13 protein-coding genes are annotated in these 17,111 nt (G+C 33.2%); 5 read left to right on the top strand and 8 right to left on the bottom strand.

Annotation, left to right across the window (positions count from 1 at the left end; translation table 11 throughout):
• Positions 1-9: 9 nt before the first annotated feature.
• From CGEO_RS09090 to gltS, 7 genes are all read right to left on the bottom strand, one after another.
• Positions 10-2,394 carry a TIGR03986 family type III CRISPR-associated RAMP protein gene (locus CGEO_RS09090; protein WP_075540036.1) on the bottom strand — a complete coding sequence of 795 codons (2,385 nt, stop codon included), beginning with the start codon at positions 2,392-2,394 and terminating at the stop codon, positions 10-12.
• The gene (locus CGEO_RS09085) at positions 2,375-2,806 is read right to left on the bottom strand and encodes a TIGR04423 family type III CRISPR-associated protein (protein ID WP_075493098.1); all 432 of its coding nucleotides are present in this window, start codon (positions 2,804-2,806) and stop codon (positions 2,375-2,377) included. Before CGEO_RS09085 ends, CGEO_RS09090 begins: the two co-directional genes overlap by 20 nt.
• Positions 2,775-4,112: an RAMP superfamily CRISPR-associated protein gene (locus tag CGEO_RS09080; protein ID WP_075493099.1), complete on the bottom strand. Its 1,338-nt coding sequence runs from the start codon at positions 4,110-4,112 to the stop codon at positions 2,775-2,777. Before CGEO_RS09080 ends, CGEO_RS09085 begins: the two co-directional genes overlap by 32 nt.
• On the bottom strand, positions 4,102-5,484 hold the full coding sequence (locus CGEO_RS09075) for a hypothetical protein (protein ID WP_075493100.1): 1,383 nt from the start codon (positions 5,482-5,484) through the stop codon (positions 4,102-4,104). Before CGEO_RS09075 ends, CGEO_RS09080 begins: the two co-directional genes overlap by 11 nt.
• Positions 5,474-6,004 carry an RAMP superfamily CRISPR-associated protein gene (locus tag CGEO_RS09070; protein ID WP_075493101.1) on the bottom strand — a complete coding sequence of 177 codons (531 nt, stop codon included), beginning with the start codon at positions 6,002-6,004 and terminating at the stop codon, positions 5,474-5,476. Before CGEO_RS09070 ends, CGEO_RS09075 begins: the two co-directional genes overlap by 11 nt.
• Positions 6,004-7,395, bottom strand: coding sequence for a Cas10/Cmr2 second palm domain-containing protein (locus CGEO_RS09065; RefSeq protein WP_075540037.1), 1,392 nt, complete (start codon positions 7,393-7,395; stop codon positions 6,004-6,006). The genes CGEO_RS09070 and CGEO_RS09065 overlap by 1 nt, the downstream gene beginning before the upstream one ends.
• A gap of 728 nt (positions 7,396-8,123) precedes the next feature.
• Positions 8,124-9,365: a sodium/glutamate symporter gene (gene gltS, locus CGEO_RS09060; protein ID WP_075493214.1), complete on the bottom strand. Its 1,242-nt coding sequence runs from the start codon at positions 9,363-9,365 to the stop codon at positions 8,124-8,126.
• A 420-nt stretch (positions 9,366-9,785) separates the two neighbouring features.
• Here gltS and CGEO_RS09055 point away from each other — a divergent pair, with 420 nt between their 5' ends.
• The 5 genes from CGEO_RS09055 (at position 9,786) to CGEO_RS09035 (ending at position 15,994) form a co-directional block, all read left to right on the top strand.
• Positions 9,786-11,012 carry a saccharopine dehydrogenase family protein gene (locus CGEO_RS09055; RefSeq protein ID WP_075493103.1) on the top strand — a complete coding sequence of 409 codons (1,227 nt, stop codon included), beginning with the start codon at positions 9,786-9,788 and terminating at the stop codon, positions 11,010-11,012.
• Positions 11,013-11,538: 526 nt separating this feature from the next.
• The gene (thiC, locus tag CGEO_RS09050; protein WP_075493104.1) at positions 11,539-12,888 is read left to right on the top strand and encodes a phosphomethylpyrimidine synthase ThiC; all 1,350 of its coding nucleotides are present in this window, start codon (positions 11,539-11,541) and stop codon (positions 12,886-12,888) included.
• A gap of 365 nt (positions 12,889-13,253) precedes the next feature.
• Positions 13,254-14,486 (top strand): peptidase T, encoded by a 1,233-nt coding sequence (gene pepT / locus CGEO_RS09045; RefSeq protein ID WP_075540038.1) that lies wholly within the window; start codon positions 13,254-13,256, stop codon positions 14,484-14,486.
• A gap of 21 nt (positions 14,487-14,507) precedes the next feature.
• Positions 14,508-15,425 carry an OmpA family protein gene (locus CGEO_RS09040; RefSeq protein WP_075540039.1) on the top strand — a complete coding sequence of 306 codons (918 nt, stop codon included), beginning with the start codon at positions 14,508-14,510 and terminating at the stop codon, positions 15,423-15,425.
• Positions 15,425-15,994 carry a helix-hairpin-helix domain-containing protein gene (locus tag CGEO_RS09035; RefSeq protein ID WP_075493107.1) on the top strand — a complete coding sequence of 190 codons (570 nt, stop codon included), beginning with the start codon at positions 15,425-15,427 and terminating at the stop codon, positions 15,992-15,994. Before CGEO_RS09040 ends, CGEO_RS09035 begins: the two co-directional genes overlap by 1 nt.
• Before the next feature lie 391 nt (positions 15,995-16,385).
• Here the strand turns inward: CGEO_RS09035 and CGEO_RS09030 are convergent, their stop codons facing one another.
• Positions 16,386-17,009, bottom strand: a complete 624-nt coding sequence (locus tag CGEO_RS09030) for a non-canonical purine NTP pyrophosphatase (RefSeq protein WP_075540040.1) — start codon at positions 17,007-17,009, stop codon at positions 16,386-16,388.
• Positions 17,010-17,111 lie beyond the last annotated feature (102 nt).

The raw sequence follows: 17,111 nt of genomic DNA, 5'->3' as shown, positions 1-17,111 counted from the left end.
ATTTATCCTTTAGATTTTTGATATTTTTTCAACCATATTATGACCCAAAATTCGCTTTATATGGTATGAGCTGTTTATACTTTTAATAAATCTTTTTTTTGTTTTTGCGTTTGCTTTATTGTATAAATTTTCTATCGTTTCATATAATTTATCTAATTCATTTTGATTAAGTACCGGTGCTTCTGGGGTGGCTATTTTTTTTAGAAGGCAAGCTAAATCATCCAATGTTTCTGCACTTAGCAAATCATCAAAAGTAGCTTTAGTCTTTTTTTGCGGTTGATAGTTTTCTAAATTTTCCAACTCATTTCTGGCTTGCACTCCAAAAAAAGTATCTGGGTAGGTTTCTATAAAATTAGTTAAAAACTCTTTTAGCTGCTTTAGATCTGTTGGTTTTCTAGCCCATTTTTCCTCCGCTTTTTTATTTTCTAGTTCCAACTTTTCATTTTCTTTTTGGCAAAGTAATTTTTTAATAGTAGCTTCTATATCGCTTAAAAACTTGCTATTTGGATTTTTGTTTTGATAGCTTTGTATAGCATCGATATTTCCATCTTTTTTTAAACTTTCCCAAATTCGTTTTTCTTTTTTCTCTGCTTTTTTATTTTCTATCTCCTCTTTGGTTGCAGTTATTTTTAAACATACTGTTTTTGAGTTCTCTATTTGCGAATAGCTTTTAAAAAAGATTTGACAACCGTTTTTATGTAACTCTTTTTTATGTTCTGCAAAGTGTTTTAACTCCATGTATTTTAGGTGAGAATCGCTATTTGGCTCTATCGCCATAGATAAAAGTTCTTTTATCTGATTGCTCTTGTCCCAATCTTGTATATTAGCCAACATCTCTAACTCAAACTCCTTAAGACATTCTGCTAAATCGTTTTTGCTAAATTTAGCATCATCAGTCTTTATAGTAATCTTTACTTTGCCATAACCTAATGGTTTTGCTAAGCCTATATTATGATAAGCATTTGGCGTGTCATGAAAGGTAAGAGCCGATAAAACTGCGCCTAGTTCGCACTTTTTAAGATTGTGATATCTTAGTTTGCCTTTAAATTTAGACCCTTTTTCTAATGGTATAAATTTAGTTTGAGTGTTTTCACTATCTCCTTCGTTTGAAAAAGGTTTATCATCTTTATGTATAGGATATCTCTTGCGTCCTGAAATCTCAAAATCATCATCCATATATGTTTTTACTTCATTGCCATTTTGCTTTATATATGTTGGATAGTAAGAGGCTTTTGGACTTGCTAGAGTTTCTTTTTTTACTTCGCACTCTTTTGGCTTTTTGGCTTTAAAATGGCTAAAATATACTCTACCTTTAAGAGCTTTGTTGCTAGCTTTATCTACAAAGCCAAAAATTGTTTGAGCTAAATCTAACTTTTGATTTTTATAGTCTTGTTTAACTCCTTTGCTTCTGCTGTGTTTATACATTATTTTAAAAAGATAGGATAAGCCTAAATATTTAATATTTCCTCCATCATCTTTTTGGAAAAATACAGGTATTTTTTCTTTTTTTTCTAATTTTTTCTTCCAATATCTCCAGTCGTCTGATTCTTTTGGTTCTGTATTTCGTCCGTCAAAATAGGCAAATTTAAAATTTTTTATCACATTTTTGCTAACTACATTTTCATCTACATCCACAACTTTAGGGTCAAAAAATATAAATTCATAAATTTTACCACTATTTTTTCCATTTTGATTTTCAACTCTTGCAGATGGCTGACCTGTAAAGACCAAAGTACCTTCTTTGCCGTTTCCATCAAATTTATAAATTTTTCTATCATAATCGTTTTTATTATAAGTAAATTTGTGTTTTAGTTGCTTTCTATTAGTGAGTTTGCAAAATAAATCATATTTAAATTTGGCTGTTTTTTGCTCTTTCTTATCTTTGTCATAATCTGGCTTTTTAAAATGCTTTGAAAATTCAATACCAAATTTTTCATCTATATCTTTTTGACTAATTCTGCTTAGCTCACCACATTCTTGTAAAAGATATTCGCCATTTTTTAGGCTTAACCAACCACAAAATACACCTTTACCCATCTCTTTAAAATAGAAATTTCCACTCTTAGTCATATCTCTAACAGCAAAAATCTTGTCATCAAAGCTCTCTTCTCTAAGTTTAGAAAAACTCATAATTTCAAGCACACTTCTAATCACGCCTTTTACACTAGAACTAGGGATATAAAACTCGCCTTCGTGGTTAAAGAACTTGAGTGCTTCTTTGCTTTTTTCTCTTCTAAAATCACCAACAAATATAGGCGACATTGCCTCTATTTCAATATCTATTTCACCACTTTTATCATCTTTAAATGGAATATCATGGCTTGCTAAATCAGCCCAATCTGGGTAAAAAATTTCTTTATTTAATGGGATAAAATTATAAGGTGCTGTTATCATCATCTTCTCCTTTATCTTTATCAACAAAACCACCAAAAACAATATTTTTAAGTTTTAAAACACCAAAACCTAAACATTTTTCATCTTTTTCTTCTTTCCAAATTTGAACCATTTTAACATTTAAATTATAGTTAGTTTCGTAGATGACGATATCATCTTTGCTGATATTTGCGATATCAATTTCATTTATAAACCACTCTCCATCTAGCATTTTTATACTTACAGATTTTTCATCATTGCAAAAATAAGCTTCACATATGAAACCATTTTCATTTTCTACCTCAACTTTTTTCTTATAAAATATATCCTTGTTAGCATCTGTTTTTCTATGAGAAAACTGCACTAAGCCATCATATCCTTGCAAATTTTGATTTATATAATCAACAATCTTGTTTTGGTCTTGGAACTTCATATTTTTCTCCATTTTTTTCTATATAACCTTTAAAAAACCCATGTCCTTTTGTCGTCATTCCGCCAAGAGGAAGCATACCTTTACATATATCATCAAGAGCCATTTCAAATGCGTTTATGGTTTTTTCGTCAATACCTTTGCTATTTAAAAGCAAATTTATGCAAAACTCTGGTTGTTTTGCAACTACTCTTTCTTGAAATAGTGCACCTTCAATAGCCCCTCCTGTAAATCTATCAATGGCTACATGGTTTATGACTTTTTCGCTCTTTTTCTCAAGAAAAACGTCGCTAAAAAGAACTTTTCCTTTTTCCCCTTTTTCTGTTTTTTTATCATTCTTTTTACTGTCATTACGTTCTTTTTTTGTGCCAAAAATTTCATCCAAGCTAGTTATGGCGCTATCATTACCTGCAAATTTACAATCTAATTTATTATAGTAAAAAACCGCTCTATGGGCGATAGCTCCTTTTATACTACTTGCTGGAATCAACACCATCTCATCGCTAAATTTGGCACTATTGTTTCTATACTCGACAACTTTTTCATAGATATTTTTGTTATCGCATGTATCATCACCAAATCCACTGCCAAACATAAAAAAATCATCCGGAGTTAGCTTTAATTTATAAGAAACGAACTCTTTTTTTACGCTGTTTTTTATACTAAATTTAGTACTAAACTCGGTATTTAAAGATGATGATTTATCTTGATACTCTTTTGAGGTAAGTTTAAATTTATCCCATGTTGAATAATCTTTTAAAACTTCAATCTCGCCAAAACCTTTTGCGCTTCCTCCGCCTATTCTAAGGCTCTTTTCGCATAATGCTTGTAAAATTTCTTGCCAAATTTTATCATTATCAGATATCAACTCAAAACGAAACTTAAATCTACTACCTTTAAATACTACCTCTTCATCAAATTTTGAGTTCTCTTTTGCCACGCCTTTATCTGTGATAGCAACATGGTCTCTAATCGGTAAAGATGAAAAGCATTTTAAAAACTCGCTTTTTTCTAAAAGTAGTTTTTCGTTTACTTGCATTTTTTCATCACAAAGTAAGGCGTTTGATATGATAAGTTTTGAGCCAGTTAGTTTTTCTTCATCATTTCCAAAAATATCTTTGATAATCTCATCGCCAAGAAAGCTTAAACTTCGCCTTAAAACACCAGCTAAAGAGCTTCCCAAAATCATAGGCAAACCATTAAAATCTCGTTGAAATGGGCTATCTTGTAACATATCTACACTACTTGAGCCAACTTTAATAGGAGTTTTTGCTTCAAAAACAATATTTGCTATGTATCTATTGCTCATCTTTTTCACCTTTTTTTATCTGCTTGTATTTGCTAACAATCATAGCTAGAAGTTTTACAAATTCTTTTTTATATTCTACTTTTTCTATTAAATTTAGCAGAGTATCTTTGCACTCTTTCCACTGCTCTTTTGATTTTCCAGATTCTATAAAGTTTTTAATTTTTTCATAAAGCTCTTCATCGCTAGATGTAATCGCAAATGAACGAATTGCTCCCCACTGAGAAACTGATGGTTTTTGACTAACAAACTGCTCATAGTTTTTGCTTACCATACACGCTATATCGAGTATGGTTTTTTCATCTTTTTCTTTTTGTTTTAAAAAGTTTATTAAACTATCATCTGATTCTTTTAGACTATCATGTGCTGTATTTTTATCTGCTTTCAACTCTTTTAAATTTATTTCTTTATTCTTTAAAAAACTAGGATTTATGATAATCTCACCAAAACCTTCGTTTTGAAATTTACCTACAAATTTAGTCTCTTTTTCATTTTCGCTAAGCCCTTTTATCGCTATGACACTTCCTTTTTCGATATAAAACCTACACATTTCATAACTCTGTTTTGCACCGTTTCTAGGAAAGTAATTACCACTTCTAATATAGCTTTTTTCAAAACAAATCTCACCACTTTTAAACCCTAAATCAGATGCTTTTTCTAATGCTAAAGGTGTCCCAAACTCATCAAAAAGAGCTAATCGAGATTTGGCATAAATATAACTAATCTCATCATTGCTTTTAAATGTAGGAATTTCTTCTTTTGTGTCAAATTTAGATATATAAACTTTTCCGTATTCTGAACTTTTTGCTTTACCAAGCAGCTGTTTTCCAAGTAAAAATTCTTCTATTTGTTTAATTTTATTGTCATCATCATATATTATTTTAAATACCCAACTAGTACCTTTTTTAAGAGCGCTATAGCCAAACATTGTACTATCTTTGCTCCGCCTATTTTCGGCGTCATAAGAAGATTTTTGTGAGTATGTAAATTCTGGCTGAGTGTGATTAAAATCAGTATTTATATATCCATTTCTTATTTGCTTTAATTGTTTTTGCTCTTTTTTGAATCTAACTTCATCATCATCACTCAAGTGGATTCTATTTATTTTTTCATCCGCAAGCTTTACACTATGAAAAGATAATGGAATTTTATAGCTTAGTTTGTTCTCTATAAGCATATGCGCATCGCCAAATTTAACTTTTTGTGAGTGAAAAACATCTATGGGATTACTAAATTTAGCGTAATTTTTTGCAACAATACCCAAAAAGTTATTTCCAGGAATAAAATCTAATTTAACAATATCTCCTTGTGTATTTGACGAGCCTTTTAAAACTATATCGCTTATAAAATCACATTTATAGTATTTAGTTGTCATTTTCATCCTTTACAATTTCTATTTGGCATCTGCCAAGTCCTCTATTTCTATTAAGTCCTATTTGCTTTATAGATTTAAGTCCTTTTGTGATGAGTTCTGTATCATTGCTATCACACTTTATCTCTCCGAAAAGTTCGAGTGGGATAACTACTTCAGTTGTTCGAAGACTATTATCTACAGCTACTCCTTTCTCATCTATCCTTGTTTGAGTAATATGAGAAAAAAGGTATTTTATAAGACTAGGATTTGCTTTTAGGTATTTGATTTGTTCCGGTTTTAAAGTAGCGTTTGAAAAGTATGATTTAGCTTGAGTGTTGTCTTTTTCTCCAAATATATGTTTTGATTTTTCTTTGTCTAATAAAGTGCAAATTTCTCTAAGCAATCCTTTGATTGTTTTGCCTGGCAGATATGGTAGCTCTTGATCTTTTACTACTGTGTTGTCAAATAGAGCTCCAGAGCCAACTCCGCTATTTAAATGCCAAAAATCAAAAAAAGTCACTCTGTATTTTAAAGTTGCCATCATCTCTCCTCATCTATAACAGAAATATATGAAATCAATTCGTGAAAGGGTGTAAATTTAGCGTTATTTCGCATAAGAAATGGTGCTTCAAACTCTAATTTAGCATTTAGATTTTTAAGCCTTTTTTCAAATTCGTCGATATCAAATTTATTTTTTAGTTGCAAAATTTGTTTTATTCTACTTAATTGCTCTTTGGCCTCGTATGAGTTTTGACCTAAAATAGTAAGATAATCTCTAAGCCTTGTACGTGGAGAGGCATCGGTTTTTAACATCTTGGCTACTTCCAAAAAATCATCAATAGTGCTAAATTCATCTTGTTTTGTTAAAAAATATGGACCAAAATTTAAAAAGATTTCCTCTTCATTATTCTGTAAGCACAGCTCTTGTGGTATAGTTTGTAACTCATAATCATCAAAACTAGAGTTTTGAGTATTATAAAACATCAGGCTTGAAGGAGGGGATTTTTTATCTATAGCTTTGCTGTTTTTCTTTGCAAAGCTACAAAGCTGCTCTGCTAAATTTATAGCGTAGTGAAATGGAAATTTATGGTTGCAAAAGGCTATGCCAGCGCACATTGTTATATCTTCTTCTAAATACTTTTTTGTATTTTTTTCAAAAGCAACAATAAAGTCTCTTGTAAATTCCAAAGCTATATTCGCATCGCAGATTATACTCATATCATCACCGCCAAGTATAATTTCTCTAATACTATAAGTGCTTTTATTGGCTGATTTAAAAGCTTCTTTCGTTGCCTTTTCAAGATTTTGAGAGAATTTTTTATATTCTTCTGGGCTTTTTATTTTTGAGCCTATTCTTGTGCCGATAGAGTTGCCATCTGCGTGTATGATAGCAGTTTTCTTTTTACCATTTTTAGGGATTTCCAAGTTTTTCTCTTGATATATTTCTTTATATTTTTCTAATTTTTGCAATGTTGCTTTATCATGATTTTCAACAATCTTGCTATCTTTTATAACCATTCCACGACCGCTTTTTGGTTCTATTTTTACAAAAAATGGTGTCAAATCAAGCGGAATTTGATGCTTGTTTTGCTGAATAGCTAGAGCTTTTTCAAGCTCTTGAAGAGCACTCATAAAATTAATTTTATCATCAAATTCTATGATTGCTTGAAAAATGTGTATGCCAAATCTCTTTTGCATAATTCTTTTTGGAAAAGTTAAGACTAAATTTTTGAGCTCATCAAGTTTATTTTCATCAAAAACTAATCTAATATTTCCAGCTGCATTTATTATGATATTTTTTTCTTCTAATTTAATCTCTTCATTTATACTTTTTACCAATTCGCTAGCGCCCACAATCGAACGCAAATCATTTGTCTTAAAAATATACTTCTGAATTCCACCTATACTTGCTCCATAAAGGTATTGTTTCATATATCCTCCTTGTTTGTGTATTAAAATTTATCTATTTTTAAAACTATTGATAATCACTTTAATTTTTGTGTAATTGCACTAGCAATATATTTATATCTAGATTTTACGACAGGGTTTTTATTTTGTATGTTTGAAATATTAAAGAACAATTGGCAAATAGCGCCTTTGCTTAAATTTATATGTTTTATATATCAATTAAAAATAACAATTATTTTAAAAACTGAATTATTTCGCATAAAAACAGTTAATACACCATTGCATATTTTTAATTGTAATACAATTTAACTTAATTATACTATATAAATTTAAAAGAAATTATAACTTAAAATATAAAAACATTATTATCAAGATTATCACAACAACTATCAAGCTATCTAAATTTAGTAAAATCTTAAGCATAATGTTTAATAAATTTGTAAAATTACCAAGATAGAAATTTGCCAAATACCATAAACTAAACAAATTTATTAAAACAAACCTTAGCGCACGGATAAATTTATCATATGATTTTAGTTTTTTAAGCTTGGAAGCATTTTAGCAAAACACAAGGCGCTTTTGTTATTTATAGAAGAAATTTTACATTTTAATATTAAAAAATATTTTAGTAAAATCAAACAAATTGTCTAAATTTAGAAACCGCCAAAGCGTAGCGGCTGTATAAATTTGCTCAAACATAGACTTTCTACCATGCATTGAGCATGATAAAAAGCCTAGATTTTTTAAAAAGCTTACCCAAACATAGGTAAAAACAAAAACAGTTTTAAAACCAAAGCATTTGCGATATCTACGAAAAATCCGCCCATAACAGGCACTATGATAAATGAGATTCTAGAAGGTCCAAAGTGGTTTGTTACAGCTTGTAGGTTTGCTATCGCAGTTGGTGTAGCGCCCATACCAAAACCACAGTGTCCAGCCACCATACAAGCAGCATTATAGTCACTTCCGCAGATTTTAAATGTAACATATCTTACATAAAGAATAATCGCAACCGTTTGGATAGCCAAAAGCACAGTCAAAGGAACTGCTAGTTTTGTAAGTTCGACTAAATTTAGAGTCATTATCGCCATTGCCAAGAAAAGCGACAAGCTCACATTTCCTATAACTCCAACTTCTCTATCAAAAATTTGATGGATATTTAAGTATGAAAATAAATTTCTTATAATAATTCCAGAGAACAAACACCAAACAAAAGTCGGCAGCGTAATCGCCGTGCCCTTTGTCATATAGCTTATAGTTGTGCCTATAAACATCGCAAAAGCAAACAACCCAAGGCTTTTTACGAAAGATTCTGATGTGATTAGGCGCTGTTTGCCAGGCTCTGAAAAGACCTCATCGCTAACCGTTCCTTCATAGTTTTTCTCGGTTGGTTTTAGACTAAATTTTCTTATTAGATGTTGTGCTACAGGCCCTCCAAGAAGACCGCCTGCGATTAGTCCATAAGTCGCACTCGCCATAGCTATCTCTTTTGCCGCCATAAAGTTATATGGAGGTTGCATAAACACATCGCTCCAAGCAGCGCCCGTTCCATGCCCGCCACTTAGCGTAATCGAACCTGCTAATAAGCCTAAAAGTGGATTTTCTCCCATTACGCTCATGACAGCTACGCCGATGAAGTTTTGGACGAATAAAAAACAGCAAACCGCAATGCCAAAAAGCACAAGAAGTCTACCGCCCTTTTTCAAGCTTGCAAAGTCTGCGCCAAGCCCAACTGATGTAAAAAACATAAGCATAAACGGATCTTTTATACTACTTTCAAAAGCAAATCTCACACCAAAAGTGACATCAAGCACAAAAAACAGTATCGCAGCAATCAAACCGCCAGTTACAGGCACTGGGATATCGTATTTATATAAAAATTTGGACTTGTTTGTGATAACTGTTCCGATTAACAAAACGATACAAATACACAAAAGCGTAGCGTAAAAATCAAGCGTGATAACCACGCTGCCGTCATTTAGGTTTTTTAGCATAGTAAAAAAAGCGAATTTAAACTCCATTATAGATGTTTCAACCATATTCTTCCTTGTCATAGATATTTTTAAAATCTAAATTTAGCAAATAATAGGTAAATTTAAACTTGTTTTTCGTAAAATTTCTTCGATTTAATATAAAAAATAAAATTTTAAAGCCAAAAGCAGAAGTTAAATTTAGCTATAAAAGCTTAAATTTATATTAAGCGTAATTCTTAGAATGCCCATTTTCCATAAAGCTTAGTCTAAATTTAGCTTTTAAAACTCATCTTTTTTTGTATTTTAAACACCGAGCGCTAACTTAAAACTTAAAGAAATTTTTTGATAAAATCATTTAAAAAATTTATATCCCTCTTGTAAGACTCTCAACTTTTATCCATTTTTTGCTAAAATACATAAATTTAATCACAAGGATATCAAATGGCAAATATCTTAATCATCGGAGCTGGTGGCGTTAGTCAAGTAGCTACCGTAAAATGCGCTATGAACAGCGAAGTTTTTACAAACATAACCCTAGCAAGTCGCACCAAAAGTAAGTGCGATGCAATAGCTAAATTTATCAAAGAGCGCCTTGGCGTAGAGATTTCTACCGCTAAAATCGACGCTGATGATACAGACGCGGTTGTAGAACTTATCAAAAAAACAAAAGCTGATTTGCTTTTAAATGTAGCGCTTCCTTATCAAGACTTAACACTTATGGATGCGTGCGTAAAAGCTGGAATTCCCTACATCGACACCGCAAACTACGAGCATCCAGATACGGCGAAATTTGAGTATAAACTTCAGTGGGCAAAAGATGGCGAGTTTAAAAACGCAAACACGATGGCACTTCTTGGAAGCGGCTTTGATCCAGGCGTTACAAATGTCTTTTGCGCCTACGCACAACAAAATCTTTTTGATGAGATACATGAGATCGATATACTTGATTGTAACGCAGGCGACCACGGATACGCCTTTGCAACAAATTTTAACCCAGAGATAAATTTACGAGAAGTTAGCGCAAAAGGCAGATACTGGCAAAAAAACGATAAAGGCGTTGGCGAGTGGATAGAAACTGAGCCTATGCAGATAATGTTTAAGTGGGATTATCCGCGCGTTGGCGTAAAAGATAGCTATCTTTTGTATCACGAGGAGCTTGAGAGCTTAGTTAAAAACATCAAAGGGCTTAAGAGAATTCGCTTTTTTATGACCTTTGGACAAAGCTATTTAACGCATATGAAATGCCTTGAAAACGTAGGAATGCTACGCATCGATGAAGTTGAGCATAATGGTGTAAAAATCGTGCCGATTCAGTTTCTTAAAACACTTCTTCCAGATCCAGCTTCTCTTGGACCAAGAACAAAGGGCAAAACCAACATCGGTTGCGTGATTCGTGGGCTAAAAGATGGGCTTGAGCGTCAAGTTTATATATACAACGTTTGCGACCATGAAGCGTGCTTTGCAGAGACTGGCGCACAAGCGGTTAGCTACACAACTGGCGTTCCTGCGATGATAGGTTCGATGATGGTTGCAAAGGGCATTTGGAGTGGTAAAGGCGTGTTTAACATGGAGCAGTTTGATGCTAAGCCATTTATGGATGAGCTAAACAAACAAGGGCTTCCGTGGGAGATAATAGAGATGAAACCAGGACAAAGGTATGAGGTTTAAATTCTTTAAATTTAGCTAAATTTAAAAGGCTAGATTCTTAGTTCGCACTAGTTAAGTAAATTTAGGTGCTTTAAAGTGGTAAATAAGATAAATTTACCACTTTTACTCTGTCAAATCCGTAAGCAAATTTATTAACTTAAATAAATTTAGCCTTAAATTTAATATGCAAAATAGAAATTATTTAAATAAACTACACAAACTACAAAACAGTATTAAAAACTACTTTTAAATTTAAGATAAATTCGCACCAAAATTCATACTAGAAGATTTTATACTAAAATTTAAATCTTTAAAATAAGCGTAAATAATCATAACTGTATAGCTTAAATTTAAGACTTTTTGCACTATTTTCTCTATAAAATTTGAAATTTACACCAAAAAACTTTTCTTTATCTATATGCGTTATAAAACCAGCGATAAATTTATAAGATAAAAATCTACTAAATTTATCACCTTATAAAATTTATAAAGGTTTGTTTATAAGAAATAATGCTATATTTACCCAATTTTTTGTAAAAGGACTTTGATGAGAAAAATTTGGTGCGAAAACAGAAAAACTGATAAAACTCCCACTCAGCTTTACTACGCAAAAGCTGGTATTATCACGCCCGAAATGGAATATGTGGCTAAAATCGAGCGCCTAGAGCCTGAATTTGTAAGAAGCGAGATAGCAAAAGCAAGGCTTATTATCCCTGCAAACATAAATCACACAAACCTAGTTCCCATGGCAATCGGTCGCGCTTCAAAGTGCAAGATTAACGCAAATATCGGCTCTTCAAGTATTTCAAGTAGTGTAGAAGAGGAGCTAGAAAAGCTTGAAATTTCTATAAAATACGGCGCTGATACGGTTATGGACTTATCCACTGGTGGGGATTTAGACGCGATTAGGCGAACTTTGATATCCCATTCTAGCGTTCCTATCGGAACAGTTCCGATGTATCAAATCATACATGATGTTGGCGAAATCGAGAATTTAGATATAAAAACTATGCTTGATGTGCTTGAAAAACAAGCCATTCAAGGCGTTAGTTACTTTACGATTCACGCTGGATTTAAACTAGAGTTTATGCCGCTTGTTGCTAAGCGAAAAATGGGCATAGTAAGCAGAGGCGGTAGTTTGATGGGAACTTGGATGATGCACTATCATAAAGAAAATCCATTTTATTCAGCCTTTGATGATATCCTTGAAATTTGCGCTAAATACGACGTGGCGCTGTCTTTAGGCGATAGTTTGCGTCCAGGTTGTTTATATGATGCAACAGATAAAGCCCAAACTAGCGAGCTAAAAGTGCTTGGCGAGTTGGCAAAAAAAGCGTATGAAAAAAATGTTCAAGTGATGATAGAAGGTCCTGGACATGTGCCATTTAACGAGATTGAGTATAACATGAAGCTAGAGCAAGAGCTTTGCAATGACGCGCCATTTTATGTGCTTGGACCGCTTCCTACAGATATCGGCGCTGGATATGATCATATCACAAGTGCGATTGGTGGGGCGATGGCGGCGTATTGTGGAGCGAGTATGCTTTGCTATGTCACACCAAAAGAACACCTTGGCTTACCAAATGCAAAAGATGTTAGAGAGGGCATTATCGCACATAAAATCGCAGCTCACATAGCAGATGTCGCACTTAAAAGAGTTGGCGCGATAGAAAAAGACCACGCGATGAGTGACGCACGATATAACTTCGACTGGAACGAGCAGTTTGCGCTTAGTTTTGATGAGGAAAGAGCGCGCGAATATCACGATGAGAGCTTGCCTCAAGATGTCTTTAAAGACGCTGAGTTTTGCTCGATGTGTGGACCAAAATTTTGCGCTTATAAGATAAGTAGAGAGATAGCTAAAAACGAGTGCAAAGAGTATCCAAAAGAGGATTAAACTGCGCTATAAAGTGGTAGATTAAACCTAGATTTACCACTTTTTGGTTTAAATTTAAGCAATTAACTATAAATTTAAACCAAAATTTATATTAATTTTTACCCAAATTTACTCTTTACCAAACATAAATTTAACCCTTAAACCAAATTCTACAAACTTAAAAAACTCTTTTTTAGTTTTTAAATTTATAAAGATATTAAACCTTTTTGAAGTATAATTTTAAACAGGTTTAAATTAAATAAATTTAACTCTTACTTTAAATTTAAAGCAGGTATGAAATGCGTAAATTATATCTTAAAAACGCTCAAATTTTTAACTTACATTTTAAAAACTCATAAAAATAAATTTATATATAAGGATAGATTATGGATATAGTAGAGAGATTTATAAATTACACTAAAATCAACACCACGACAAACAAAGCAAATGGCGCAAACGGCATAATGCCCTCAAATCCAGCAGAAATGGAACTTGCAAAGCTGCTTGAAAGCGAGTTAAAAGCGCTTGGACTAAAAGATGTCAAAAGGCGAGAAAACTCAATAACAACCGCAGTTTTACCATCAAATTTAAGCTATAAAGTCCCAACCGTAGCCTTTTTCGCCCATATGGATACAAGCTTGGAGCAAAGCAACGACACAAAAGCTAAAATCATAAAGTATGAAGGTGGCGATATCTGCTTAAACGAAGAGCTTGGAATTTATCTTAAAAAGAGCGAATTTAGCGAGCTTGAAAACTACATCGGCGATGAGATTATCACAACTGATGGCACGAGTTTGCTTGGAGCTGATGATAAAGCAGCCATCGCTAGCATTATAAATGCTATGCAATTTTTCGCACAAAACCCAGATGTCAAGCACGGCGATGTCGTAGTATGCTTTGTGCCAGATGAAGAGCAAGGTCTGCTTGGTGCAAAAGCGCTTGATATAAGCGAGATTGGGGCTGATTTTGGGTATTGCTTGGACTGTTGTGGCATAGGCGAGCTAATCTATGAAAACTGGAACGCAGGAGACGCAGCAGTTACATTTAAAGGCGTTTCAGCCCATCCGATGAACGCAAAAGGAAAGCTTGTAAACTCACTTTTGCTAGCCCATAAATTTATCTCTATGCTTCCTAATGGCGAAGCTCCAGAGTATACAGATGGCAAAGAGGGATATTTTTGGGTTAAAGAGCTAGCTGGAAACTCTGCAAAAACTGTTTTAAAGCTAGATGTAAGAGAATTTGATGAGAAAAAATATGAGCAAAGAATGCAGTTTTTGCAAGATTTAGCCGGTGTGTGCGCTAAACTTTGGGGAGATGGGCGAGTAGCAATAAAGTTAAATGATAGATACAAAAATGTCTATAACTACCTAAACAACGATAATGCACCGGCTATTAAAACAGTAAAAAAAGCTTTTGCAAATTTAGGTATAATACCAGATATAAAACCTATGCGTGGTGGATACGATGGCGCAGTAATTTCTCAAAAAGGCGTGCCTTGCCCGAACTTTTTTACCGGAGCGCACAACTTCCACTCGATATATGAGTATTTGCCAGTTAAATCCCTTCGCGCTTCAAGCGAAGTGGTTAAAGAGATAGTTAAATTAACTGCTTTAAAATAGCAAAACCAAAAAGGAGGAGAGATGGATACAAACAACTCGCACGAAAATAGAAAAAGAGTGATTTTTCTAGCTGTGCTTACGGCGATTTTGTTGTTGCTTTTGATAATTATTTGCATATTTACCAAAGCACCAAAAATTCATACAATGCTTAATCAAGAAAGCCAAACACAAAACATCACCATAAATAAAGTCAGCCCAAAACGCACTTTTATCTCAAGCAACTTTGTTAGCAAAAATAGCTCAGAAATGGTCGTTAGTGGAATTTTTAGCTCTGAAGAGAGCCTAGATGAAACGATTTTGGCTTTGAGTAAATTTTACTCACCGGTTAAAAAAGATGGTGTTAAATTTGATATTGAAGCTGATGATAAAAAGTGGCAAAAGGTGCTAAAAAGCCTAAGCTACTACTTCGCAACAAATATAGAAGATGGCAAACTAAGCTATGAAAATGGCGAGTTTTTACTACAAGGCGAGGCGCTAAGCCAAAAGGCAATCGATGAAATTTCTTCCGTTCTTAACCAAAATGGGGTTAAATTTCAAAATAACATCTCTATAAAAGAGGCTACAACCGCACAACAAGTGGCAAAAAAAGAGATTTATGAGCTGCTTTATGGCAAGGTTATAGAGTTTCAAACCGCCAAAGCAACGCTAAAAGCAGACTCTTCTTCGCTGCTTGATTCGATTGCTGCACTTTTAAAAGAAAATCCAGAGCTATCCCTTACAATCGAAGGTCACACAGACAGTGATGGAAATGCGGAATTTAATAAAAAGCTAAGCCTAGATAGAGCAAATAGCGTTAAAGAGTATCTTATAAAAAGTGGCATAGATAGCGCTAGAATAGATACAATCGGATATGGCGATACAAAAGAGATAGCGCCAAACACAAACGAGGCAAATAAACAAAAAAATAGACGAGTTGAATTTAAGATAAGGGAGAAATAATGTTTTTAATAGCATCAAAAATGTTGATTTGTTTGATTATAGCGGCGATTTTGGGATTTATTTTAGGTTTTTTAGCTTGCAAATTATGCAAAAAATGCGGTTGTTGTTGCCACGATAAAGATGAAAGTTGTTGTCACGATGAAAGTTGCAATTGCGACGCGCATAAAGATGAGCAAAGTTGCGGTTGTCATAGCCACGAAGATAAAAGTTGTTCTAGCGATAAAATTTGCGATGATGATAAAACGTGCCAAAGTGGCGAAATTTGTGCTGAAAAAATAGCTATAAATGATGAGTTTAAGCCAGTTGCTCTAAATTTAGCAGATACTGCGCCAGATGATTTAAAAGTGATTAAAGGTATTGGAAATGTCATCGAAAAGTCCTTAAACGCACTTGGAATTTATAAATTTGAGCAAATCGCTAATTGGAACAAAGAAAATATCGAATGGGTCGATGGATACTTAGCGTTTAAAGGTCGAATTTACCGCGAAGAGTGGGTAGAACAAGCCAAGCTTTTAGTTGAAGGTAAAACAGATGAGTTTAACGCCAAATACGCTCACAAACAAGAGTAGTAAACAAATTTACTCGTGCTAAAATATTTTAGCAAAAGTTAAGCGTAAAAAGCGAGTATAAAAGGAAACAAAAAGGTTTATGTAAGCAAATTTCCAAAGCTAAATTCAGATAAATAGGCAAAATTTAGCTATCAAAAAACGTAAAATTTGCAAACGCACAAAATAAAATATTTAAAACATCACGCGGATTTCTTACCTTTTGGGGCTAAGAAATTTGCGTGGACTAAATTTAAGCGCTATAAAAAAATGATAAGCTTAGTTTTATAACTAGGAATTTATATAAAATAGAAATTTTATATCTTTAAATTTAAGCTATACCTAACTATCCATTTATAATAAATCAAAATTTATATCTTTAAAATCTAATAGTTGTCAAAATATTATTCTAAATCTATCCTTTAAATTTCTCTTTTAACATCTCAAGCACTGGTTTTATCGCTCTTAGTCCATTTGAGCGGTGAGAAATCGCAAGTTTGGTTGCTAAGTCAAGCTCGCCGACAGTCTTATCAAACCCATCAGGGATAAACATAAAATCATACCCAAACCCATTCTTCCCGCGCTCCTTATCGATAGCAACTCCGTGCATATATCCGCACTCTACAAACTCGCCAAATTTACTCGCAACCGCGATTGCTGCGGTATAGTGAGCTTTACTTTGAGTTAAGTTTAGCTTTTTTAGTTCACAGGCCAGTTTTGCGCGGTTACTTTCATCGGTTGGATGTGGCACGATATCGCTACTAAAACGCGCAGAGTAAATTCCAGGTGCTCCATCAAGTGCATCCACGCTAATACCGCTATCATCGCTAAGAGCGATAAATTCGCCTTTTTGCTCATCGCTAAGTTTTGCAAAAACAGCGCGCGCTTTAATAAGGGCATTTTCTTGAAAAGTTGTGCCATCTTCAATGATTTCAAACGGCTGCATAATCTCGCTAAGTGCGTAAATTTCGTATTCTTCAAAGAACTCTTTTATCTCTTTTACCTTATCTTTGTTGCTTGTTGCTAGAACGATTTTCAACTTTAAACCTTTTTGATAAATTTCGTTATTTTAGCAGAAATTTAGGTAAAAATTTCAAATTTGTTATAAGTTAAAGCTAATTATGATAAAATTACTCTTTTT

This window comes from Campylobacter geochelonis (genome assembly GCF_013201685.1).
GTDB lineage: Bacteria > Campylobacterota > Campylobacteria > Campylobacterales > Campylobacteraceae > Campylobacter_B > Campylobacter_B geochelonis.
This window is presented reverse-complemented; position numbering and strand designations above follow the sequence as displayed.